This window comes from Maribacter sp. (assembly GCF_049667165.1).
Classification (GTDB): domain Bacteria; phylum Bacteroidota; class Bacteroidia; order Flavobacteriales; family Flavobacteriaceae; genus Maribacter_A.
In genome coordinates, this window is sequence record NZ_JBATHS010000265.1 from 1 (window position 1) to 21,173 (window position 21,173).

At 41.1% G+C, this 21,173-nt stretch carries 21 protein-coding genes; 10 read left to right on the plus strand and 11 right to left on the minus strand.

Features of this window, described 5'->3' with window-relative positions:
- Nucleotides 1-127: 127 nt before the first annotated feature.
- From WBM98_RS12810 to WBM98_RS12830, 5 genes are read right to left on the minus strand one after another with little or no spacing between them, the layout of a single operon-like run.
- Complete coding sequence (locus WBM98_RS12810; RefSeq protein ID WP_424366414.1) at nt 128-916, minus strand: TPM domain-containing protein; 789 nt, start codon at nt 914-916, stop codon at nt 128-130.
- The gene (locus WBM98_RS12815; protein ID WP_424366415.1) at nt 897-1,334 is read right to left on the minus strand and encodes a TPM domain-containing protein; all 438 of its coding nucleotides are present in this window, start codon (nt 1,332-1,334) and stop codon (nt 897-899) included. The genes WBM98_RS12810 and WBM98_RS12815 overlap by 20 nt, the downstream gene beginning before the upstream one ends.
- Before the next feature lie 7 nt (nt 1,335-1,341).
- Nucleotides 1,342-1,941: a LemA family protein gene (locus WBM98_RS12820; protein ID WP_424366416.1), complete on the minus strand. Its 600-nt coding sequence runs from the start codon at nt 1,939-1,941 to the stop codon at nt 1,342-1,344.
- Between the two features lie 22 nt (nt 1,942-1,963).
- Entirely contained in the window at nt 1,964-2,293 is a 330-nt protein-coding gene (locus WBM98_RS12825; protein WP_424366417.1) for a MerR family transcriptional regulator, read from the minus strand.
- A complete protein-coding gene (locus WBM98_RS12830) occupies nt 2,293-3,270 on the minus strand; it encodes a M23 family metallopeptidase (protein ID WP_424366418.1) in 978 nt (325 codons plus the stop codon). Before WBM98_RS12830 ends, WBM98_RS12825 begins: the two co-directional genes overlap by 1 nt.
- A gap of 104 nt (nt 3,271-3,374) precedes the next feature.
- On the opposite strand from WBM98_RS12830, the gene alaS reads away from it, so the two are divergent.
- From alaS to WBM98_RS12850, 4 genes are all read left to right on the plus strand, one after another.
- Nucleotides 3,375-6,002, plus strand: coding sequence for an alanine--tRNA ligase (gene alaS, locus WBM98_RS12835; protein ID WP_424366419.1), 2,628 nt, complete (start codon nt 3,375-3,377; stop codon nt 6,000-6,002).
- 169 nt (nt 6,003-6,171) lie between these two features.
- Nucleotides 6,172-7,134, plus strand: coding sequence for a GSCFA domain-containing protein (locus WBM98_RS12840; RefSeq protein ID WP_424366420.1), 963 nt, complete (start codon nt 6,172-6,174; stop codon nt 7,132-7,134).
- A gap of 103 nt (nt 7,135-7,237) precedes the next feature.
- Nucleotides 7,238-7,852 (plus strand): DUF4230 domain-containing protein, encoded by a 615-nt coding sequence (locus tag WBM98_RS12845; protein WP_424366421.1) that lies wholly within the window; start codon nt 7,238-7,240, stop codon nt 7,850-7,852.
- A 69-nt stretch (nt 7,853-7,921) separates the two neighbouring features.
- The gene (locus WBM98_RS12850) at nt 7,922-8,563 is read left to right on the plus strand and encodes a DinB family protein (protein WP_424366422.1); all 642 of its coding nucleotides are present in this window, start codon (nt 7,922-7,924) and stop codon (nt 8,561-8,563) included.
- A 1-nt stretch (nt 8,564) separates the two neighbouring features.
- Here WBM98_RS12850 and WBM98_RS12855 read toward each other — a convergent pair whose 3' ends face one another.
- From WBM98_RS12855 to WBM98_RS12865, 3 genes are all read right to left on the minus strand, one after another.
- Nucleotides 8,565-10,328: an aromatic amino acid hydroxylase gene (locus WBM98_RS12855; RefSeq protein WP_424366423.1), complete on the minus strand. Its 1,764-nt coding sequence runs from the start codon at nt 10,326-10,328 to the stop codon at nt 8,565-8,567.
- A gap of 111 nt (nt 10,329-10,439) precedes the next feature.
- Nucleotides 10,440-11,009 carry a DUF4136 domain-containing protein gene (locus WBM98_RS12860; protein ID WP_424366424.1) on the minus strand — a complete coding sequence of 190 codons (570 nt, stop codon included), beginning with the start codon at nt 11,007-11,009 and terminating at the stop codon, nt 10,440-10,442.
- Between the two features lie 77 nt (nt 11,010-11,086).
- Nucleotides 11,087-11,245, minus strand: coding sequence for a DUF5522 domain-containing protein (locus WBM98_RS12865; RefSeq protein ID WP_424366425.1), 159 nt, complete (start codon nt 11,243-11,245; stop codon nt 11,087-11,089).
- 204 nt (nt 11,246-11,449) lie between these two features.
- Between WBM98_RS12865 and WBM98_RS12870 the strand changes: the two genes are divergently transcribed.
- The 4 genes from WBM98_RS12870 to hemL are packed head-to-tail and all read left to right on the plus strand — an operon-like array spanning nt 11,450 to nt 14,825.
- Nucleotides 11,450-11,773 carry a hypothetical protein gene (locus WBM98_RS12870; protein ID WP_424366426.1) on the plus strand — a complete coding sequence of 108 codons (324 nt, stop codon included), beginning with the start codon at nt 11,450-11,452 and terminating at the stop codon, nt 11,771-11,773.
- 17 nt (nt 11,774-11,790) lie between these two features.
- Nucleotides 11,791-12,696 (plus strand): 1-aminocyclopropane-1-carboxylate deaminase/D-cysteine desulfhydrase, encoded by a 906-nt coding sequence (locus WBM98_RS12875; protein ID WP_424366427.1) that lies wholly within the window; start codon nt 11,791-11,793, stop codon nt 12,694-12,696.
- On the plus strand, nt 12,693-13,535 hold the full coding sequence (locus tag WBM98_RS12880) for a glucosaminidase domain-containing protein (protein ID WP_424366428.1): 843 nt from the start codon (nt 12,693-12,695) through the stop codon (nt 13,533-13,535). Before WBM98_RS12875 ends, WBM98_RS12880 begins: the two co-directional genes overlap by 4 nt.
- The gene (gene hemL, locus WBM98_RS12885) at nt 13,536-14,825 is read left to right on the plus strand and encodes a glutamate-1-semialdehyde 2,1-aminomutase (RefSeq protein ID WP_424366429.1); all 1,290 of its coding nucleotides are present in this window, start codon (nt 13,536-13,538) and stop codon (nt 14,823-14,825) included.
- Between the two features lie 33 nt (nt 14,826-14,858).
- On the opposite strand, the gene WBM98_RS12890 is transcribed toward hemL, so the two are convergent.
- Nucleotides 14,859-15,305 carry a hypothetical protein gene (locus WBM98_RS12890; protein WP_424366430.1) on the minus strand — a complete coding sequence of 149 codons (447 nt, stop codon included), beginning with the start codon at nt 15,303-15,305 and terminating at the stop codon, nt 14,859-14,861.
- A gap of 916 nt (nt 15,306-16,221) precedes the next feature.
- On the opposite strand from WBM98_RS12890, the gene WBM98_RS12895 reads away from it, so the two are divergent.
- Entirely contained in the window at nt 16,222-16,632 is a 411-nt protein-coding gene (locus tag WBM98_RS12895; RefSeq protein WP_424366431.1) for a hypothetical protein, read from the plus strand.
- Nucleotides 16,633-16,686: 54 nt separating this feature from the next.
- Here the strand turns inward: WBM98_RS12895 and WBM98_RS12900 are convergent, their stop codons facing one another.
- Nucleotides 16,687-18,117 (minus strand): SLC13 family permease, encoded by a 1,431-nt coding sequence (locus WBM98_RS12900; RefSeq protein WP_424366432.1) that lies wholly within the window; start codon nt 18,115-18,117, stop codon nt 16,687-16,689.
- A 191-nt stretch (nt 18,118-18,308) separates the two neighbouring features.
- Nucleotides 18,309-20,000, minus strand: a complete 1,692-nt coding sequence (gene lysS / locus WBM98_RS12905) for a lysine--tRNA ligase (protein ID WP_424366433.1) — start codon at nt 19,998-20,000, stop codon at nt 18,309-18,311.
- Between the two features lie 251 nt (nt 20,001-20,251).
- Between lysS and WBM98_RS12910 the strand changes: the two genes are divergently transcribed.
- The gene (locus tag WBM98_RS12910; protein WP_424366434.1) at nt 20,252-21,148 is read left to right on the plus strand and encodes a hypothetical protein; all 897 of its coding nucleotides are present in this window, start codon (nt 20,252-20,254) and stop codon (nt 21,146-21,148) included.
- Nucleotides 21,149-21,173 lie beyond the last annotated feature (25 nt).

The following is a 21,173-nucleotide window of genomic DNA, read 5'->3' on the forward strand; positions in this document are numbered from 1 at the left end:
CAGAAGAGGGTAGTCGGTAATTCGTGGTTTAGGATTGCTGTTTCATTTGGGTAAGCATGGAATTGGTTTAATCAATCTGGGAAGCCCTTATTTACGAATAGCTAGAAGCTCGTATGCAGCTCAAAAACTACCATCCTCCCGAAGCACCACCTCCACCAAAGCCGCCTCCGCCAAAGCCGCCGCTGAAACCACCTCCGCCACCGAAACCACCACTGGAACGACCTCCACCAAAGCCCCCACGACCCATATTGCTTAGGATGATAACATCCCAAAGATCAAGCCCTGACTTTCTGCCACCCCCTTTGCCACCCCCGTTTCTTCGGTTGCGGCTTGAAAGTATGATCATAATGACTATAAAAATGATTATGGGCAAAAACGCTTCAAAAGGAAAGCCTGTATTGTCGTTAAAAGAACGTTCTTCTTGAAATTCACCGTTCAATACTTGAAAAATGGCATCAGTGCCATTGTTGAGGCCGCCATAATAATCATCTTTTTTAAATTCGGGAATGATGACATTTTCAATAATCCTCCGCGACATGGCGTCTGTCAAGGCGGCTTCTACACCATAGCCGGTATTGATGGCAATTCTACGATCATCCTTGGCCAGAAGGACTAAAACGCCATTGTCTTTGTCCGCTTGTCCTATACCCCATTTTTTCCCCCATTGCGCACCTAAATAGGTAATATTCTCACCTTCTGTAGAACTGATGATCGCCATGACGATTTGGGTGGAAGTGCTGTCAGAATACCGAATAAGCTTTTGTTCCAAACTCTTTTTTTGACTTTCTGTCAACAGGTTGATGTAGTCATAAACACTGGTTTCCAGCGCTGGTTTTTCAGGGATTTGGAACTGGGCGTAAGTACTTGTACACCAGAGTAGAATCCATATGAGTAAACTAGTTTTTAGATATCTCATTGCTCAGTTCATTTATATCACCATGGTGCCATGGGAAATGGGTCTCCAACTCCTTGCCAGCATTCAATATACCTTCAATAAGACCTTGTTTGAACCTCCCGTTTTTAAAATGTGATTCAATGGTGTCCCGGGTACTGTTCCAAAAGTTTTCAGGAACGACCTTGTCAATTCCCCGGTCACCGTAGATCGAAAATTTCTTATCGTTAACAGCAACGTAGATAAGTACGCCGTTTTCTTCCTTGGTGTTGTCCATCTTGAGAAAATGGAATACTTCCTTGGCCCTTTCTAGAAGCTCCTTTTTGGTATGTGCCTCTAGATGTACGCGTATTTCACCCGAAGTATTTTTTTCGGCATCGAGGATGGCCTGAACAATTTCTTGCTCTTCCTTGGCGGTTAAAAATTCTTCTACCCTCGACATCCTATTATCATTCAAAGTCAAACTCTACATCTGGAGCCTGTTCGGATCCAGCATCTGCCTTATAGCGTGCCATTTCTTTAAAACCGAACAACCCTGCCAACAGCTTTCCTGGGAATTTTGTGGTATGAATGTCGTAGTCGTTTACTTTTTCGTTAAAATTATTTCGTTCAACATTGATCCTATTCTCAGTACCTTCCAGTTGGGACTGCAATTCCAAAAAGTTTTGGTTGGCCTTAAGGTCAGGATATCGTTCAACAACGACCATCAATTTGCTTAAAGCTCCTGTGAGTCCACTTTGAGCCTCTTGAAAAGCGGCCATATTATCGGCGGTAAGATTATTGGCATCAATGGTTGTTGACGTGGCTTTTGCCCGTGCCTCGATGACATCGGTCAAGGTGCCCCGTTCAAAATCGGCTGCGCCCTGCACCGTTTTGACCAAATTGCCAATAAGATCGTTTCTACGTTGATAGGCACTTTCTACGTTGGCCCAAGCCGTTTTGGCCTTTGCTTCATATTCAACGGCAGTGTTGTTGAAGCCTACGGCCCATTGATAAAGTCCAAAGGCGATTACCGCCAATATAATCACGGGAATTAACCATTTTTTCATGATAGTGTGCGTTAGAGGTTATTTATAGTTGTTCTTTTATTTTTTCAAGTTCTTTCTTGACATGTTCCAACTTTTGGATGATATCAAAATTGGTCAAGGTCTTCTGTTTTTCCTCTTTCAGGTGTATTTTCGCGCCTTCCAAAGTAAAGCCCCGTTCTTTGACTAAATGATAGATCAATTGAAGGTTTTTTATGTCCTGAGGGGTGAACTTACGGTTGCCTTTCGCATTTTTTTTCGGCTTTAAGGCATCAAACTCTTTCTCCCAAAATCGGATTAAAGAGGTATTGACAGCAAAAGCCCTAGCGACTTCGCCAATACCATAATATCGTTTTTCGGGTAAATCTATATGCATTAATCCAGTGATTGGTTTTCTTGATTGGCATATTTCAGCATGTTCTCAAATTCCTCCGCTGTTAAACTACCGTAGTAAAAGTTTATCGGGTTGATCCTATCCTCATCTTTCCAAACCTCATAATGAAGATGTGGGGCCTCTGATCGCCCTGTATTTCCTACAAATCCAATAAGGTCGCCCCGCTTTACTTTTTGACCTTTTTTTACATTATAATTGCTCAAATGGGCATATAGGCTCAAATACCCATACCCATGATCGATTCGAATGTGCTTGCCATAACCTGAGGCATTATTATCGGCCCTAGCGACCTGGCCGTCCCCTGAAGCATAGATGGGTGTGCCCTTAGGGGCCGTGAAATCCATGCCCCAGTGTTTTTTTCGAGCCTTGGTGAAAGGGTCTGAACGCCAACCATAACCAGAAGCCATACGGGTCAGGTCTTCATTGTTTATGGGCTGAATCGCCGGTATCGCAACCAATAGCTTTTCCTTCTCCTCGGCCAATTTGGTAATTTCATCCAAGGACTTCGATTGTATTGCGATTTGTTTTTTGATAATGTCGAGTCGTTTGGTCGTGGCTATAACCATTTCCGAATTATTGAATCCTTCCAGGGCCTTATATCTATTCACCCCACCAAAACCTGCATGTCGTTGTTCTTCGGGAATGGGGTTTGCTTCAAAATACAGCCTGTAGATGTTATTGTCACGATCTTCGACATTGGCCAGGACATCCTCGATCTGTTCCATTTTTTTATTGAGCAGCTCGAATTGCAATTCATAATTCTTTACCTCGCGTTGCAGTGAGAGCTCTTTGGGAGTGTTTATCAAGTTGGTGTTCAAGAGCAAGATTAATGAAAGAAGTCCAAAAAGAAATGAGCCTAGAAAGAAGAGTGCAATGTTGCGGTACCGCCTGGATTTTTTTGGCTCTATCTTCCGGTATGAAAGTGTGTCCGGATCGTAATAGTACTTTACTTTAGACATGAATGGATTTTATCCTATTTTTGTGCTTTCGTTTTAACATAACAAACAAATATAAAAATTGTTTCGCACAATTTGTTAAAATTAATAAAACCTTACCATTTTAGATGAATTCCAAGGAAATCAGGACCCATTTTTTAAACTTTTTCAAGGAGAAGAACCATAAGATCGTGCCCTCTGCACCTATGGTCATAAAAGATGACCCAACGTTGATGTTCACCAATGCGGGAATGAACCAGTTTAAAGAGTACTTTTTGGGAAATAGCAAAGCTCAGAATAAACGCATTGCCGACACCCAAAAGTGTTTACGTGTAAGTGGCAAGCACAATGATCTTGAAGAAGTCGGTAAGGATACCTATCACCATACCATGTTCGAAATGCTGGGCAATTGGAGTTTTGGGGATTATTTCAAAAAAGAAGCTATTGAATGGGCATGGGAATTATTGACCGATCGATTAAAGATCGATAAGGAAAGTCTATATGTCTCTGTCTTTGAAGGAAGTAGTGATGCCGATAATTTAGAAATGGATAATGAAGCGTATGAATTGTGGAGTTCCATTGTACCCAAAGACCGGATCATCTTTGGCAATAAAAAGGATAATTTCTGGGAAATGGGCGATCAAGGTCCCTGTGGACCGTGTTCCGAGATTCATGTGGATATCCGCCCGCCGGAGGAAAAAGCCAAGATTTCAGGCGCTACCCTAGTAAATAAAGATCATCCATTGGTTGTCGAGATTTGGAACCTCGTCTTTATGCAATACAATCGTAAAGCAGACGCTAGTTTGGAAACCCTACCTGAAAAGCATGTGGATACCGGGATGGGATTTGAACGGTTGTGTATGGTTTTACAAGGAGTGAAGTCCAACTACGATACCGATGTATTTACCCCGATCATTCGCGAGATTGAAACCATAACAGGAAGGGACTATGGTAATCCCGAAGCATCGGGAGAGGAAACCGATATTGCCATTCGGGTCATTGCAGACCATATACGTGCCGTCGCATTTTCAATTGCTGACGGACAATTGCCTAGCAATACGGGAGCGGGTTATGTGATTCGCCGCATTCTACGACGGGCCATTCGTTATGGTTTTACATTTCTGGATACCAAGGAGCCTTTTATGTACCGTTTGGTCAAGGTTCTTGCCGAAACCATGGGCGATGCCTTTCCGGAATTGAAAGTGCAACGCCAATTGATCGAGAATGTCGTCAAGGAAGAGGAGTATTCCTTTCTGCACACTTTGGAACAAGGTTTGGTTTTATTGGACAATGTGATGAACCAGACCAAAGGAAAGGAAGTATCTGGCAGAAAAGCATTTGAATTGTATGACACCTACGGTTTCCCAATTGATCTTACCGCATTGATCCTCGAGGAGAAAGGGTTTACACTTGATGGGAAAGGGTTCGATGAAGCTATGAAAGAACAGAAAAAACGATCGAGGTCGGCCTCTGAAGTGGCCAAAGAGGACTGGGTGGTTATTTCTGTCGATTTGGAACAGGAGTTTGTGGGTTATGATGTTTTGGAAACCGCTGTAAAAATCGTCAAATACAGAAAGGTTACCTCCAAAAAAGAAGGGGAACAGTACCAATTGGTCTTTAATATAACACCTTTTTACCCTGAAGGCGGTGGTCAAGTAGGTGATAAAGGGTATCTGGAGGCTCCCAATGGGGATGTGGTCTACATTTTGGATACCAAAAGGGAGAATAACGAAATCGTTCATTTTGCCAAAAACGTACCAAAGAACACTTCTGAAATGTTCAAGGCGGTGGTCGACAAAAAACAACGTCAACGTACGGCTGCCAATCATACCGCTACCCATTTATTGCATCAAGCCTTGCGTGAGGTGTTGGGGACCCATGTTGAACAAAAAGGTTCTGCCGTGCATTCCAAATACCTCCGCTTCGATTTTTCACACTTTGCCAAATTAACGGTTGATGAATTGCGTGCCGTTGAAAGTTTTGTGAACGCTAGGATTGAAGGGCATTTGCCTTTACAGGAACATCGGAATGTACCTATTGAAATGGCTATGAATGAAGGAGCCATGGCCTTGTTCGGAGAAAAGTATGGTGATGCCGTACGTACGATTCGTTTTGGCCAATCGATTGAATTATGTGGGGGCACCCATGTTAAAAACACAGGGGATATCTGGCATTTTAAGATCAGGTCTGAAGGAGCGGTTGCAGCCGGAATACGCAGAATAGAAGCCATTACCTTGGATGCGGTCAAGGATTTCTATTATCAGAACAATAGAAGTCTTTTTGAAATAAAGGATTTATTGAACAATGCACAGGATCCGGTGAAAGCCGTGGAGGCGTTACAGGTTGAAAATGCCAAATTGAAGAAAGAGGTTGAGGTTCTATTGAAGGACAAGGCAAAAAATCTTAAGGGCGATTTATTATCCGAATTGGAAGCGGTAAATGGGGTGGATTTCTTGGCCAAAAAAGTGGACTTGGATGCCTCGGGAATCAAAGACCTATCCTTTGAAATGGGAAATAACAAAGATAATCTGTTTTTGCTTTTTGGCACCGAACAGAATGGCAAGGCCTTGTTATCCTGCTATATTTCAAAAGAATTGGTGGCTTCCAAAAACCTGAATGCCGGGACCATTGTGCGCGAGTTGGGCAAATTCATCGAAGGTGGGGGTGGCGGACAACCATTTTTCGCCACTGCAGGTGGGAAAAAGCCGGAAGGATTGGATGAAGCGCTGGCAAAAGCCAAGGATTATTTAAGCTGAATCCATGAAACTCCAGGTTTTGCAATAAAATACGACTACTTGGATTGCGATTCGAAGAAGATATCAGGGTACACTGGATTATTGGAAAAACGACCTTGCAAGGTGTCGTCAAGGTCAGAAGTCCTGCAAGGTTTCGAAAACCTTGTAGGTCTAGCGCTAAATCAAAACTATGAACCTCCAAACAAAAATTCCGTTAACTCCAGCAGCGAATCAAATTGACTATTCCGGTCAACTACTGCTTCTTGGATCTTGTTTTGCTGAGAATATGGGAAGAAAGTTTGACTACTACAAATTTCCATTCCTCCAAAATCCATTTGGGATTTTTTTCCATCCACTTGCGATAGAGAATCTTATTGAAAAAGCTGTCAGAGAGGCATCTTATTCCGAAGCGGATGTTTTCTTTCTGAATGGTCGTTGGCACTGTTTTGATGCGCATTCCGATTTGAGTAACGCCTCCCAGGAACATCTGATTAAAAACCTTAATGACGGACTGAATGCGACCCGTGATCAACTATCTAAATCCACCCATATCATCATAACCTTGGGAACAGCTTGGGTCTATCGAAATATCAAAAACGGTAGTATAGTTGCCAATTGCCATAAGGTGCCCCAAAAACAATTTTCCAAAGCGTTGTTGTCCGTTAATGGAATTTCGGAAAGTTTGCAAAAGACGATGAAACACATTCGATCGGTCAATGAGAATGTACAAGTGATTTTTACTGTTTCCCCCATACGCCATTTAAAGGATGGTTTTATCGAAAATCAGCGCAGTAAGGCACATTTGATTACTTCCCTTGATGCAGTACTGACCCCTCGAGCGCAGTCGAGAGGTCCTGCATATTTTCCTTCTTATGAAATCATGATGGATGAACTTCGGGATTACCGTTTTTACAAATCGGATATGGTGCATCCCAATGATGTGGCCGTGGATTATATATGGGAGAAATTCAAGGATGTCTGGATTTCAGAGGAATGCAATGGGGTAATGGACCAGGTCGAAGCCATCCAAAAAGGGCTGCAACATAAACCCTTTCATGCGGATTCTAAAGAGCATAAGGAATTTTTGAAATCACTGAACACGAAAATTACGTATCTTCAACAGCAGTACCCGTTTATGGAATTCAATCCATAAATTGAATGTTATCATGGCGTAGAACGGTTTGGGGTGGCCTGCAAGATTTTGTCGACAGCCTAAGATTTTATCCTGTGGGTTTGATGTAATCTATAAATTAAAGATGAAACGAATATTAATAGGTGTTATCGGTACCCTTGTGGTGATTCTGATTTTCCGTTTCTATTGGAGCAATAATAATGAGAAATCCATCCTAGAGGAGAATTCCATGCTCATCGAACAGCAGATCAATAATGTCTCTAAATTGATCGTGACCGAAGGGCATTTTGCCGAAGTCTATAATTATAGGGATTCACAGGCACTTTTTGGTCCCTTCCTGATTGCAAGTAAAAAAGCCCTGGTGGTGGTAAATGCCGAGGTTACCGTGGCCTATGATTTAAGCAAGATCGTGTTTGAGATAGACCGGGAGCATAAGACATTGCGTATTATGAGTATTCCGGATCCTGAAATAAAGGTCAATCCAGATTTTGAATATTATGATGTCACAGCAGATTACCTAAACCAGTTCAATGCGCAGGACTATAATAAGATCAAGAAAAATGTGAAGGCCTCCTTGTTACAAAAAGTGGAGGCATCTTCCTTAAAAGGGAATGCCCAAAATAGATTGATCAGCGAACTTCAAAAATTCTATATTCTGACCAATTCCTTGGGATGGACATTGGAATACCAAGGGCAATCAATATCTGGAGATTTTGCCGAACGGCTGTTCATGGATTGATGTTAAACTTTCCAAAAAGAACGGCTTGTTGTAATGGTTTGTTTTTACCTTGAAAGCAAATCAACAATCATGGACACTAAGAATCAATTGAACGACAGAAGAAATTTTTTAAGATCATCAGGTATATTAGGTGCGGGTTTATTGGTTCCTAATGTTAATATGGCATCAAGCGGTACCTTTCCCATAAATGATAATATTCACGAATTCGGAAAAAGGGAAGGGTATACCGAAAAGATCAGCATTTTGGTATCTATGATGGATTGGATGCGGGCGACGGTTTTGAGATCTGTTGAAGGAATATCTCAAAAGGAACTGGATTTTCTATTGGATAAAGATTCAAATAGCATTGGGGCTATGCTTATGCATTTGGCTGCCACAGAACGATTTTATCAAATTCATACGTTTGATGGGAAGGAATGGGGTGATTTTGATGAAAAGGATATGGATAGATGGAGTGTAGGAAGCCAATTGGGCGACAGGGCCAGAAAGGAGATCAAAGGAAACCCAATAACATATTACACAGATCAATTGGAGGAAGTACGGGGTTTTACCCTTGCTGAACTTAAAAATAGGGATGACCAGTGGCTTATGGAGGCCACTCCATTTTTCGATAGTCAACCCACCAATAATTACTGCAAATGGTTTCATGTGATTGAACATGAGAGCAATCACAATGGGCAAATAAAATTTATTAAAAGTAGGGTAGTCTAGTCTAGTGTACCCAACTGGTGGATGCCAAGTTTAAACCATCATCAATAAGATGGCCAACTCTTGGAATGTTTCCTTTAACCACTTCCAGATGGGCTTTTATTTCAGAAGCAAAATCCATTTCCTTTAGGTTTTGGGGATTTTTTGAGGCCAATTCATACAATTCAACACATAAAAGCCAATCGTCGGGGTAATGGTCAACTAATTCCCTAAATACTTTGTTGCGTGAAATCGTGGTGTTTTTACCCTCCCTAAAATCCCTTATTTGTTGGTATAATTGTTCCAGTTTACTGCCTTGAAGATCCTTTGCCTTTTTGATGGTTGTTTCAGTGATTTGATGTGATACCAGATCAAAACTATGTAGATCCGCAGGTCCGTTAAAAGCTGAAACTATGTTTTGTCCTATGGCCATTGTATACAGTCCGTCTTCAGATTCAAAAAGGATCATATCGTCGTGTATGACTATACAATTCCTGAAGGTCACAAGGATGATCTCACCTCTAAGATTGCGGGTACCTGTAAGAATTTCACCTTTGATGGTAATACCGCCTTCGAATTCAAGGGTTATGGTTTTTCCTTCGTAAATATCATAGGCCTTTAAATCGCGTGGACTCATATCCTCTATGGCGAGGTTAATTCCTTTCAACTTTCCTATGGGTGAACCAAAACCATTGGCATGTTTCCCAGTGCCATGCCCTATGAGTTCTTTCTCGCGGTAGGCAAGTGCGGTCGGTCCGACCGTTTGGAAAAATACCGGCATGTTTTCATGCGCTATGAGCTTGTCAAAATTACCTGAAATCTGCAATCCTGTGCTTAATTCAATCGTACCTAGTTCTTTTGATTCAATAAGCTTTTTAATGCCATCCAATCCCCCTTGGCGCAGGGCCATGGTATTCGCAAATTCTTCCAGGACTTGGCTTAAAAAGGCAAAATCGGGCGTTACGAATAATTGGGGTTGGGGTTTGGTAATATCGAAGGCAGTATGCGCTGCTTCTATTGAATAAGGGATTTTTTTTACCTTATCGGTCATGCACCAGGCACTTTCCCCTATCGAAGACAGAAGTCCGGCACCATATATCTTCGGGTTTTCAAGGGTGCCTATCAAGCCGTATTCCACCGTCCACCAGTGTAAGTTCCTAATTAGGGCCATCTCACTGGGCTCTCCCATATTGTGTTGCAATTCCTCAATATGACGCTGTGCTGCTTCAATCTTCTTTTCAGGTATTCCTGAAGCCTCCTTGATTATGGAAAGATGGCGCACGGCTTCATACAATTCAAAATCCTTGGCATTTGAAATGGCCTTACTCCCTATTTCGCCAAAACGTCTTAGGTATTCAGCATATTCAGGATTGGCAATAATAGGGGCATGTCCGGCTCCTTCATGAATGATGTCTGGGGCGGGCGTGTATTCAATATGGTCCAATTGGCGAATATCAGAGGCTATCACCAATACATTATAGGCTTGAAACTCCATAAATGCCGAAGGAGGTATAAACCCATCAACGGCTACGGCGGCCCAACCGATATCCTTGAGGATCCGATTCATGCCATACATGTTCGGGATGCGTTCTATTGAAATGCCCGTTCTTTTCAATCCTTCCAAATAAGACCCATGTGCAACGGTGCTGAGGTAGTCGATATTTTTTCGCATTACATAGCGCCATACAGCTTGGTCAATGGCCGTATACTCCCCATACTCCTGGGGCTTTATATACTGCCGCAGATGAATGGGTAGTTTGTCAAGTACGGGGTTGCTCTTATAAGTCACCTTACTTATATTTAGGTTTGACTTAAAGTTACAAAAATGATCCTTGGAATAAAATAAGGGATAGTATTTTATAAAAAAGCCCTGACGTTATGGTCAGGGCTTTTATTAAATTTATTTTGATGTAGTTCCTGGAGGATATTGTGCCATTATTTCGGCAACAAACTCCCTGATACGCGCTTCTTTCTTTTCGATTTTTTTGGAGTTGCTTAACGTGCCCACCCCTTTGCCTTGCCAAACTAGTTCTTTGTTCTTGGCATCGATCAAATCGATATATAGTGATCCTTGGGTACGTGTGCTTACCGCAGGGCTGTTCCAGCCCCATCCTGGACCATAACCGCCCCAATAATAAGGACTCCAGCCCCATCCAAAACCACCGCCCCAGTAGTTACTGTATACATCTACTTGTTCCCGCTCCTTGGTGAAGATACTGATCAAAATGTCAGGATTTTCGGATTTCACCATGCCCCTGGTACCTAGTTCAACATCAATGGCCTTTAAGATCCTCTTTTTGTCCAAATCGGATATATGTGCCTTATCTATCCCCGTTTTATAGAAAGCATAGGTTTTAAAAGTGTCGAAATTGGCTTCCTTATCATAATCTGATAATACGCGAACCGAAACACAGGAACTCAAAAAAAGCAATGCCATTAAAGGCAGCGCGAGAATCTTCATTGTTTTCATAGCTTATTGTTTTTGGAATTAATGCAATTAGTCTTATGAAAAATAAGGCTCAAAAATCGTGCCGAACGGCATCATCTTTATTGTGAATTAGTCTTGTTGTTATAACCGTATGGGCAGTGTCTACAACCACTCTCACAACAATAGCCACGTTTTAAATGATATTGTCTTGTAAATACCCGATACCCTTCCTCAGAAAGGTAAAAATCCCCATTTTCAGGTTGGATGTTATTTTTCATTTAACGTGGAATGGTTTTTGTTCCGGCCAATAAAATTAATGGTTTTTGTTGATAAGCCTTTTGGTTTGGGATAAAGGATCCCTATTTATCGGGTTTTAGGCAAAAAACGTTCATTAAACGAATTTGTTGGTAACAAAACCTATTTTGTATAAACAGTTGATTTTCAACAGTTATCTTTGAAATGAGTCTTTAAAACTCAAACATATGATTCTCGTGTTCAAACATTTTTTCTACAAGAATTACGTGGGCCTGTCCTTATGGCCATTCATTTTTCTGAAAAATGACACCCTTAAAGAGGATGAATATCTCATTAACCACGAACGGATTCATCTTGAGCAACAAAAAGAATTATTGATCGTCCCTTTTTATGTTTTGTATTTCACGGAATGGATCATAAGGTCGTTGTATTATTTTGATAGCTATAAAGGATACCAAAATTTAAGTTTTGAACGGGAAGCCTATTCCAACGAAAAAAACTTGGATTATATTTCTGAACGTTCAACTTTCGGCTTTATTAAATATCTTTGAGGCTGAATTTCTGACTAGTGCGAACTGAGAATCAAAAAGTAACCCTCCCGATCTTAGAAGAAAAAAAAGTATCGCTCTTTGTGAAAAGAGAGGATAGGATACACCCCTTGATCTCGGGAAATAAGTATCGCAAGTTAAAGTACAATACAAAAAAGGCAAAAATAGAACAACACGATACCCTTTTGACTTTCGGTGGGGCATTTTCCAACCATATAGCTGCTACCGCATGCGCAGCAAGTGAAAATGGGTTGCGAAGTGTGGGAATTATACGTGGGGAGGAATTGACCTATAAATGGCAGGATAATCCGACTTTGGTGATGGCTGCTGAAATGGGAATGGAACTTAAGTTCGTTTCAAGGAATGATTACCGGAAAAAACATACGGAACACTGCCTAGCCCGTCTTAAATCAGAATTCGGCCGTTTTTATTTATTGCCCGAAGGGGGCACCAATCCGTTGGCGGTTAAAGGATGTGAAGAGATTTTAACAGGCGAGGATGAGGTCTTTGACATTATCTGCAGCTGCGTTGGTACCGGGGGAACCAGAGCTGGAATCATCAATACTGCTGGACCAAAGCAACGCGTTTTGGGTTTCCCTGCATTAAAAGGGGATTTTTTAAAGGAAGATATTCGTAAATTTGCAACCAAGGGAAATTGGAATTTGGAAATGGATTATCATTTTGGGGGCTATGCCAAGGTATCAGCGACGCTCATAAACTTTATAAATGATTTTAAGAACATTACCAAAATTCCATTAGATCCCATATATACAGGGAAAATGTTGTTCGGATTGATCGATATGGTGAAAAAGGATCGATTTTTGCCGGGAACGAAGATATTGGCCGTACATACGGGAGGATTACAAGGCATTTCAGGAATGAACATCACATTGAAAAAGAAGCATCTTCCATTGATCGAACTATGATGAAAAGACTCGTATTAATCGCAATTATAGGCACATTACTTTTGGGTTGCAAGGCCAAGAAGCGAACTGCCGATTCCACTAGGGGAAGATTGGAAACCACGGCTATTTCCAAAAAAAACGCCCATACAACATACGATACCAAAGGGTTATATGCCCTTCCAGAGGATACGGGAAGATTCGAAAGATTCTCGATAGGATCGGTAGAGGAATATATACAGACATTTGCTGAAATTGCCCAGTATGAAATGAAGGCGTATGGTATTCCTGCCAGTATTACCTTGGCACAGGGCTTGTTGGAAAGCGGTTTGGGCAAAGGGGAATTGGCGGTAAAGACCAACAATCATTTCGGGATCAAATGCCATACGGGTTGGCAAGGCGACTATGATTATCATGACGATGACGAAAAAGGGGAGTGTTTCAGAAAGTATAACCACCCTATGTATTCGTATAGGGACCATAGCGAATTTTTAACAAGCCGGGCTCGATACTCCTTTTTATTCGATTATGGGCGTACCGATTATAAGCGATGGGCCAAAGGGCTTAGACAAGCTGGTTATGCCACGGATAAAAGATATCCGCAAAAATTGATTTACCTTATTGAAAAACATCGACTGCATCAGTTTGATACCGCTGTTCAACAAAACAATGCAATAGCCAGTGTTGAACCCAAAGCGTATGAACATAAGGTACATGTTGTGCAGAAAGGGGATACGTTATATTCCATTTCACGACGGTATTTTATCTCTGTTGATGAGCTCAAACGAATGAATAATTTAAATTCCAATGATTTGGCGATAGGGCAAAGGATTGCCGTAAAGACCGAATTAACCAAGAAATAAATGATCTATAAAAGAAGTAGTGCCTTGTTTACCGAAGCTAAGAAATATATTCCAGGAGGAGTAAACTCACCGGTTCGAGCGTTTAAAGCAGTCGGTGGCGATCCTATTTTTGTCGAAAAGGCCAAAGGTGCTTATTTATATGATGCCGATGGCAACAAACTCATCGATTATATCGCATCTTGGGGCCCCCTTATTTTGGGACATGCCTATGAACCCGTAATCAATGCGGTCATAGATAAGGCAAAGAAAGGAACCTCGTTCGGAATGCCTACCGAGATTGAAACAGAATTGGCGAAATTGGCAGTGTCCATGGTTCCGAATATCGATAAGATACGGTTTGTCAATAGTGGCACCGAAGCATGCATGAGCGCTGTGCGCTTGGCACGAGGTTATACGGGGAAGGACAAGATCATAAAATTTGCAGGTTGCTATCATGGCCATTCCGATTCCTTTTTGATCCAAGCCGGAAGTGGTGCCGTTACTTTTGGTAGCCCAAATAGCCCTGGAGTGACCCAGGGTACGGCCAAGGATACCTTATTGGCCAACTATAATGATTTGGAGAGCGTACGGGAACTGACCCTTGCGAACAAGGGCGAAATCGCCGCAGTTATCATTGAGCCGATAGCAGGGAATATGGGTTGTATTATCCCACAGGAAGAATTCATCAAAGGCCTGCGTACACTTTGTACGCAAGAGAACATCCTTTTGATCTTTGATGAGGTAATGACAGGGTTCCGTTTGGGAAAAGGTGGGGCCCAGGAAGCCTTGGGGATTGATGCGGATATTGTCACCTTTGGAAAAGTCATTGGTGGTGGGTTGCCTGTAGGTGCCTTTGCGGCCCGTGAAGAGATCATGAACCAGTTGGCTCCAGACGGACCTGTTTATCAGGCTGGTACGTTAAGCGGAAATCCCTTGGCCATGAGTGCCGGTTTGGCCATGTTGACCGAATTGGACAAGAATCCGGGAATATTCAAGAGTTTGGCTAATAAAACGGAATACTTGCATAAGGGCTTGGGAGATGTTTTGGCAAAAAATGGGATTCCCCATCAAATAAATAGATTTGGTAGTATGATTTCGGTACACTTTACCGATGAACCCGTTGTCGATTTTGCATCTTCTGCAAAAGGGAACAATGACACTTTTAAAAAGTATTTCCACGGCATGTTGAGGCAAGGTGTGTATTTACCACCTAGTGCTTTTGAAAGTTATTTCTTGAATGATGCCCTAAGCTATGAAGATCTTGATAAGACTATTTTGGCTCTGGAAAATATTGCTGGAGACTTAAAATAAGAAAGGCGCTATACGCGCCTTTCCTGTTCCTGTTTATTGTTGTTTTTTTCCTTTACCTCTATTGCCTTTCTCTTTGCCATCTCCACCTCTTTTTTTACGGTGCATTTCCCATTTCGCGAATTGTTCATCGTTAAGAATTTTTTTAAGCTCGGCCTTATGGGCAATGGCGGCATCCAAACGTTCCTGTTTCATTGCGAAGCGTTCATCGTTCGAAAGCTTTTTTGCTTCCCCTGATTCTCTTTGGGTCTTGCGCGCTTCCATTTTTGCTTTTCGCTTTTTAGCATTTTCCAGGTTCAATGCCTGAATTTTAGTTTGCTGGGCTTGGGTCAAATCCAGGTCCAAGGTCATTTTTTTGGTTTGGAGTGTAGCCATTTGTTCTGGGGTCATATCCTTCATCGAATTTCTTTTCCCTCCAGTTCTATCTTGTGCCATTGTGGTGAAACCTACCAATAAGACAACCAATACAATTACTTTTTTCATGTTTTTAATATTTAAGATTTGGTACTAGGACTATCCGAGGTTGAATAGGTTTAATAGGGAGGGGGTATTTATGACTTTATTAACGAATTCGATAAATATAAAAAGGGCCTGATAAAATCAGGCCCTTTTTATAGGTTAAGCTATTTTTATTATTATTTATTCAAAAGTATTAGGAGCCATCTTCAATTCGGCGACTTCGGTTGTGTTGCTATTATTGGTACTATTTTCTTTATCCATTGCATAATATGCAAATGTTGAGGCTAAAAAACATGTGAAATAAACGAGACTTTTTAATTTATATGACATGATATGGGGGTTTTTGATTTACTATTCAAAGATAGCTACTGAATCACCATGAAATTCCCGATTGTTGCCAATCGGACATTTTGTATGGTGAAACATTCGATTTATGTTGTTTGGTGTTTTAGAACATCGGATATTTTTGTATTTGGTCGGAATACCCGCTCTTTAAGCCAAGAATCTGTGTTTCCAAAGACCGGTTCTTTGTGAAAATTGGAAGTAAATTGTAACATTTTGTAATTATTGAAGTCTTATATAGTAGAGAATTATCATTTTTCAATTTTCGAATTAGTCTATAAATAAAGCTATTGCTACGCAATGGCTTTATTTTATTAGGGGATTGGCGGTAAAATTTATAGGTAAACGGTCCTTTTTACGGGTATTAACAAAATAATAACATCAAAAAGACGATTTATTCCCTTCCTAACTTTCAACCCAAAAATTTGCTTAACATATAGCCTTGATATCGTAGGATTGCCAAGTTGATAATTTAAGAGGAAGGTTTTTGTGTATTTGATTATCAGATACCCTGAAATGCCTATTGAACAACATGGTCGGGACAATAATTATTGCCCGAATCAGTTATACCTTTGCTTAGAAATTAACCTCAAGCGTTATGAATAGAAAAACAATTTTAATAGGTTTTACAGCAGGTCTATTGTTTGTGAACGGGATGTTCGCAAATGACCTAAAAAAAGGAACAGAAGATTTGGATATCAATACCATTGAATATATAGAGGAAGATATGGACATTGATCTTGGTTTCGATACAGCGGATTATCTTCCAGAGGATTTTGATGCCCATCAATTTTATTTCAATATTAACTCTGTTGATTATTGTGAAGAAGAATGGGTATTGGAATTGGATACACAGCAGTATCTTCCTAAAGGATTTAATGCGTATGCTTATCCTTCGGATGTACAGAGCATCAATTATATTGATGAAAGTGATTCTTTCGAATTCAGGATTGATGCAAGTTCACACGTGCATGCGGGATGTAACCCAAATACGATTCTTTCAAAATAAGGTATCGATAATTAAATTTGTTTAATAACCCCCGTTCATAACGGGGGTTTCCTTTTAAAATAATAGGGGAATAATAAATTGAAATAGCATCACCAATAAGACCACCGAAATCAAGTTCAAAACAATACCGACACGCGCCATTTGATGCACTTTAATATGACCACTGGCAAATACTATGGCATTGGGAGGGGTTGCCATGGGTAGCATAAAGGCGCAACTACTGGCCATGGTAACGGGAATCAATAAATAAGGGACGGGTATCTCCAAACCTATTGCAATGCCGGCAACAACAGGCGCCAGAACAGCTACCAAGGCCACATTGCTCATTAACTCGGTCATAAACAACATTAAGAAGATCAAAAGGCTGGCCGTTAATAAGATACTGATATCACTTGACGCAATGGCATCTGCGACAAGGTCAACAATTCCGCTCACATTCATTCCCTTGGCCAATGCCAAGCCACCGCCAAAAAGTACGAGAATGCCCCAGGCCAATTTTTGGGTGTCACCCCAATAAATCAAGAAATCCCCTTTTTTGAAGTTATAAGGTATCGCGAATAAGGATATTGCGGCCAGCATGCTGATCATCGTATCCGTTAACCCCAGGCCTGGAACCAGTTTATTGATCACGGTTCTAAAAATCCAAAGAAACACGGTCACTCCGAATATGGTCAAAACCATTTTTTCCTTCCCGCTCATGGGACCTAATTTTTCCAGCTCCTCCTTGATAACATTCTTCGATGCCGAAAACTTCAATTGTCCACTTGGGAACATCCATTTCACCAGAACCAAATAGCTGATTGTTATCATGACAACTGAAAAGGGTACGCCGATGACCATCCATTTTAAAAATGAGATTTCAATATTGTATTCATTTTCCAACAAGCCGATCATGACAGAATTGGGTGGCGTCCCAATTACCGTGGCTATACCTCCTGCATTTGCTGAAAAGGCAATGCCCAACATTACACTAAGCGCAAAGTTTTTATCCCTTTTGGTAAAGCCATCTTCATCGTTTATAAGCAACCCTATGACTGACATGGCAATTGGTAGCATAACCACGGTACTTGCGGTATTGCTGATCCACATGCTCAATGATGCGGTTGCGATCATAAACCCCAAAACTACCTTGTTGGGTGTTGTTCCTGTAATCTTTATGATGGTTAAGGCAATTCTTTTATGCAAATTGACTTTTTCAAGGGCCAATGCCATAACAAACCCCCCAAAGAACAGGAAGATTATAGGACTGCCATAGTTCGCCCCGACTTCTGCTATGGGAATGATATCCAAAAGCGGAAAAAGCAGTAAGGGTAATAGGGCGGTCACCGAAATGGATACCGCTTCGGTAATCCACCAAACGATCATCCATAGGGCAATGGCCATTACGGCATCGCCTTTTTCCGAAACCAGTACTATAGGGAAATTAAGAATAATCAAAAATAGAATGGGCCCAAGCAATAGTCCCAATTTTCTACCAAGCTTCATTGCATTTGGATTAGAACCCCTAAACTATACTTTTTCTTTTAAATAGGGTGTCGGTTCCCTGAAATACAATGATCAAATTATAATGCGGAACCCTGAACAAATCAAGAAAACCATTCAGTTGTACTGCCCTAAAACGAATCAAAAGTAGAAACGAAGGGCCGGCTTTAAGGATTTTAGAATTTAGGCCCGGGTTAAGAAGTAAGATGCACTGTTTTAGAGTCTCCCACGACCTCAACCTTTAGTAAATCATGTTTTGAAAGGGCTTTCATTGATTTATCCCATTTCTTTCCGCTTAGCCCAGCCTTGTTTTTTAAATCGGCCAAGGCCATTTGACCATTTGATTTCAGTAAATCCAGAATTGTTTTCTCTTCCTCCGATAATTCAAGCTGTTTTTTTTCTGGGCGCATTTGCGGGAAGAACAATACTTCTTGGATTGAGGAGTTATTAGTCAAAAGCATCACCAAACGGTCAATGCCAATGCCTATTCCTGATGTAGGCGGCATACCATATTCTAGGGCCCTTAAGAAATCCTGGTCGATGAACATGGCTTCATCATCCCCTTTTTCCGAAAGTCTTAACTGTTCCTCAAAACGCTCTCGTTGATCAATCGGGTCGTTAAGCTCTGAATAGGCATTCGCCAATTCCTTTCCATTCACCATTAACTCAAAACGCTCGGTCAAGGCAGGGTTGGTCCTATGTTCTTTCGTTAACGGACTCATCTCTTTCGGATAGTCAATGATAAAGGTAGGTTGTATGTAGTGGTGTTCACATTTTTCCCCAAAGATCTCATCGATCAATTTGCCAATGCCCATGGTTTCATCAACCTCCAAACCTAATTTTTTGGCGGTTTCCCGCAATTCAACTTCGTCCATTCCGGCCACGTCGACCCCGGTATGTATTTTAATCGCTTCCAAAATGGGTATTCTGGCATAGGGTGCCTTAAATTCAATTTCGTTCTTGCCCACGGTGACTTTAGAGCTGCCGTTGGCGTCGATGGCCACTTTTTCCAACAGTTGTTCCGTGGTGTCCATCATCCAATTATAATCCTTATAGGCAACATAAAGTTCCATTACGGTGAACTCAGGATTATGGGTGCGGTCCATCCCCTCATTTCTAAAATCCTTGGAAAACTCATATACACCATCAAAACCACCCACAATCAATCTTTTTAGATAAAGCTCATTGGCAATTCTCAGATACAAGGGCATGCTAAGGGCATTGTGATGTGTCAGGAAAGGACGGGCGGCTGCCCCCCCGGGAATAGGTTGTAAAATAGGGGTCTCAACCTCTAAATACCCTTTTTGGTTATAGAATTCACGAATACTATGGGTGATTTTGGTGCGCTTTATAAAAGTCTCTTTTACTGACGGATTCACGACCAAATCAACATAGCGCTGGCGGTAGCGAAGTTCAGGGTCATTAAATTCATCATGCACATTCCCCTCGGCATCCTTTTTAGGCAAAGGTAGCGGGCGCAGGGCTTTACTTAGCATACTGAAGTCGTTTACCATTACTGTCTTTTCACCTACTTGGGTGGTGAACAGTTCACCTTCAACCCCAATGATATCACCAATATCCAGCAACTTTTTATAGAACTCGTTATATTTGGTTTTATCCTCTTCAGGACAAATTACATCGCGATTAAAATACACCTGTATGCGACCAGCACTGTCCTGTAATTCTGCAAATGAGGCCTTCCCCTGTATTCGGCGAGACATCAATCGACCGGAGATAACAACTTTCTTGCCTTCAACATATTCCTCCTTGATGCTTTTAGACGTAGCATCTACTGGATATAAGGCTGCCGGATACGGGTTGATACCCATTTCCCTGAGTTTGGTTAATTTTTCCCGGCGTATGATTTCTTGTTCTGAAAGTTGCATTAAGTAATTTTTTGAATCGCAAATTTACATTTTTTAATAAAGTGGAAAGAGACTTTTTGATTATTAGGCTTAATTCTAAGGTTTGTTTTGCTTTTCATGACAAATATCATAGAATCACCAGCCTTTCTGTGGTTGTTTTGTAGGGTCTTAGCTGGGATATTTAGGTTATATGTTCCTATGCTTTGATGGGCAGGCCTTTATATTAAAAATCCATAGGTCATCAATTGTACGCTCACTTAAACCCTTGATCAATGAAATACATAGTACTAAGCTTCTTCGCACTTTTATGTTTCAATACTAGTTTAACGGGACAAGAATTGGCACCGTATATTAAAATTGGAGAAACCAGTGAGACCATTCAACAGGCCTCTGACAACGTGATTAAAGTTTTAAAGGAAAATTCCTATTCCATATTGGGCTCCTATAATCCTATGAATAGTACTGGTTATAAGGTCGTCGTATTTACAAATAACGATTTAAAAAACACGGTCGTTAAAATTAAGGATAGAGGTGCCCTTGCAGCGGCATTCAAAGTCGGTTTTGTAAGTAAAGGTGGGAAGATCATTATTTCCTATACCAACCCAGATTACATTTTAAGAGCTTATTTAGGGGATAATTACGGGACTTACAAAGGGGTTTTTGAAAAGTTCAGTGCCGATTTAAAGACGACTTTTTCTTCAATTGGCAATGAATTCAAACCATTTGGTGGTACCGTTGCTGCTGATAAATTGAAAAATTATCATTATAAGATTATGATGCCCTATTTTTCAGACCCTGTCGAATTGAACGAGTTTTCTTCCTTTGAAGAAGGTCTGAAAATAATCGAGGGTAATCTGAAATCAAAAAAAGGGAATACGGTTCAAGTCTATAAATTAGTGTTCCCCGAAAATAAGGTTGCTGTCTTTGGGGTCGGATTAAGTAGCAAGGAAGACGGGGAGCCCAATTTTTTACCAAAAATCGGGACAGATCATGTTGCTGCCTTGCCGTATGAGATCATTTTACAAGGTACTCAGGCAACCATGCTCCATGGTAAATATAGGATAGCGCTGCATTGGCCAGATTTGACCATGGGTACCTTTATGAAAATAATGAGCACACCTGGTGATATTGAGGATACACTTCAAGGCCTTTGTGAGACTGCTGACTAAATTGTGGATACAAAATAAAAATCCC

What these genes read in the sequence shown, in the direction of transcription:
- WBM98_RS12810 (WP_424366414.1), bottom strand. Translation starts at nt 916, where the DNA reads ATGAGATATCTAAAAACTAGTTTACTCATATGGATTCTACTCTGGTGT.
- WBM98_RS12815 (WP_424366415.1), bottom strand. Translation starts at nt 1,334, where the DNA reads ATGTCGAGGGTAGAAGAATTTTTAACCGCCAAGGAAGAGCAAGAAATT.
- WBM98_RS12820 (WP_424366416.1), bottom strand. Translation starts at nt 1,941, where the DNA reads ATGAAAAAATGGTTAATTCCCGTGATTATATTGGCGGTAATCGCCTTT.
- WBM98_RS12825 (WP_424366417.1), bottom strand. Translation starts at nt 2,293, where the DNA reads ATGCATATAGATTTACCCGAAAAACGATATTATGGTATTGGCGAAGTC.
- WBM98_RS12830 (WP_424366418.1), bottom strand. Translation starts at nt 3,270, where the DNA reads ATGTCTAAAGTAAAGTACTATTACGATCCGGACACACTTTCATACCGG.
- alaS (WP_424366419.1), top strand. Translation starts at nt 3,375, where the DNA reads ATGAATTCCAAGGAAATCAGGACCCATTTTTTAAACTTTTTCAAGGAG.
- WBM98_RS12840 (WP_424366420.1), top strand. Translation starts at nt 6,172, where the DNA reads ATGAACCTCCAAACAAAAATTCCGTTAACTCCAGCAGCGAATCAAATT.
- WBM98_RS12845 (WP_424366421.1), top strand. Translation starts at nt 7,238, where the DNA reads ATGAAACGAATATTAATAGGTGTTATCGGTACCCTTGTGGTGATTCTG.
- WBM98_RS12850 (WP_424366422.1), top strand. Translation starts at nt 7,922, where the DNA reads ATGGACACTAAGAATCAATTGAACGACAGAAGAAATTTTTTAAGATCA.
- WBM98_RS12860 (WP_424366424.1), bottom strand. Translation starts at nt 11,009, where the DNA reads ATGAAAACAATGAAGATTCTCGCGCTGCCTTTAATGGCATTGCTTTTT.
- WBM98_RS12865 (WP_424366425.1), bottom strand. Translation starts at nt 11,245, where the DNA reads ATGAAAAATAACATCCAACCTGAAAATGGGGATTTTTACCTTTCTGAG.
- WBM98_RS12870 (WP_424366426.1), top strand. Translation starts at nt 11,450, where the DNA reads ATGATTCTCGTGTTCAAACATTTTTTCTACAAGAATTACGTGGGCCTG.
- WBM98_RS12880 (WP_424366428.1), top strand. Translation starts at nt 12,693, where the DNA reads ATGATGAAAAGACTCGTATTAATCGCAATTATAGGCACATTACTTTTG.
- hemL (WP_424366429.1), top strand. Translation starts at nt 13,536, where the DNA reads ATGATCTATAAAAGAAGTAGTGCCTTGTTTACCGAAGCTAAGAAATAT.
- WBM98_RS12890 (WP_424366430.1), bottom strand. Translation starts at nt 15,305, where the DNA reads ATGAAAAAAGTAATTGTATTGGTTGTCTTATTGGTAGGTTTCACCACA.
- WBM98_RS12895 (WP_424366431.1), top strand. Translation starts at nt 16,222, where the DNA reads ATGAATAGAAAAACAATTTTAATAGGTTTTACAGCAGGTCTATTGTTT.
- WBM98_RS12900 (WP_424366432.1), bottom strand. Translation starts at nt 18,117, where the DNA reads ATGAAGCTTGGTAGAAAATTGGGACTATTGCTTGGGCCCATTCTATTT.
- lysS (WP_424366433.1), bottom strand. Translation starts at nt 20,000, where the DNA reads ATGCAACTTTCAGAACAAGAAATCATACGCCGGGAAAAATTAACCAAA.
- WBM98_RS12910 (WP_424366434.1), top strand. Translation starts at nt 20,252, where the DNA reads ATGAAATACATAGTACTAAGCTTCTTCGCACTTTTATGTTTCAATACT.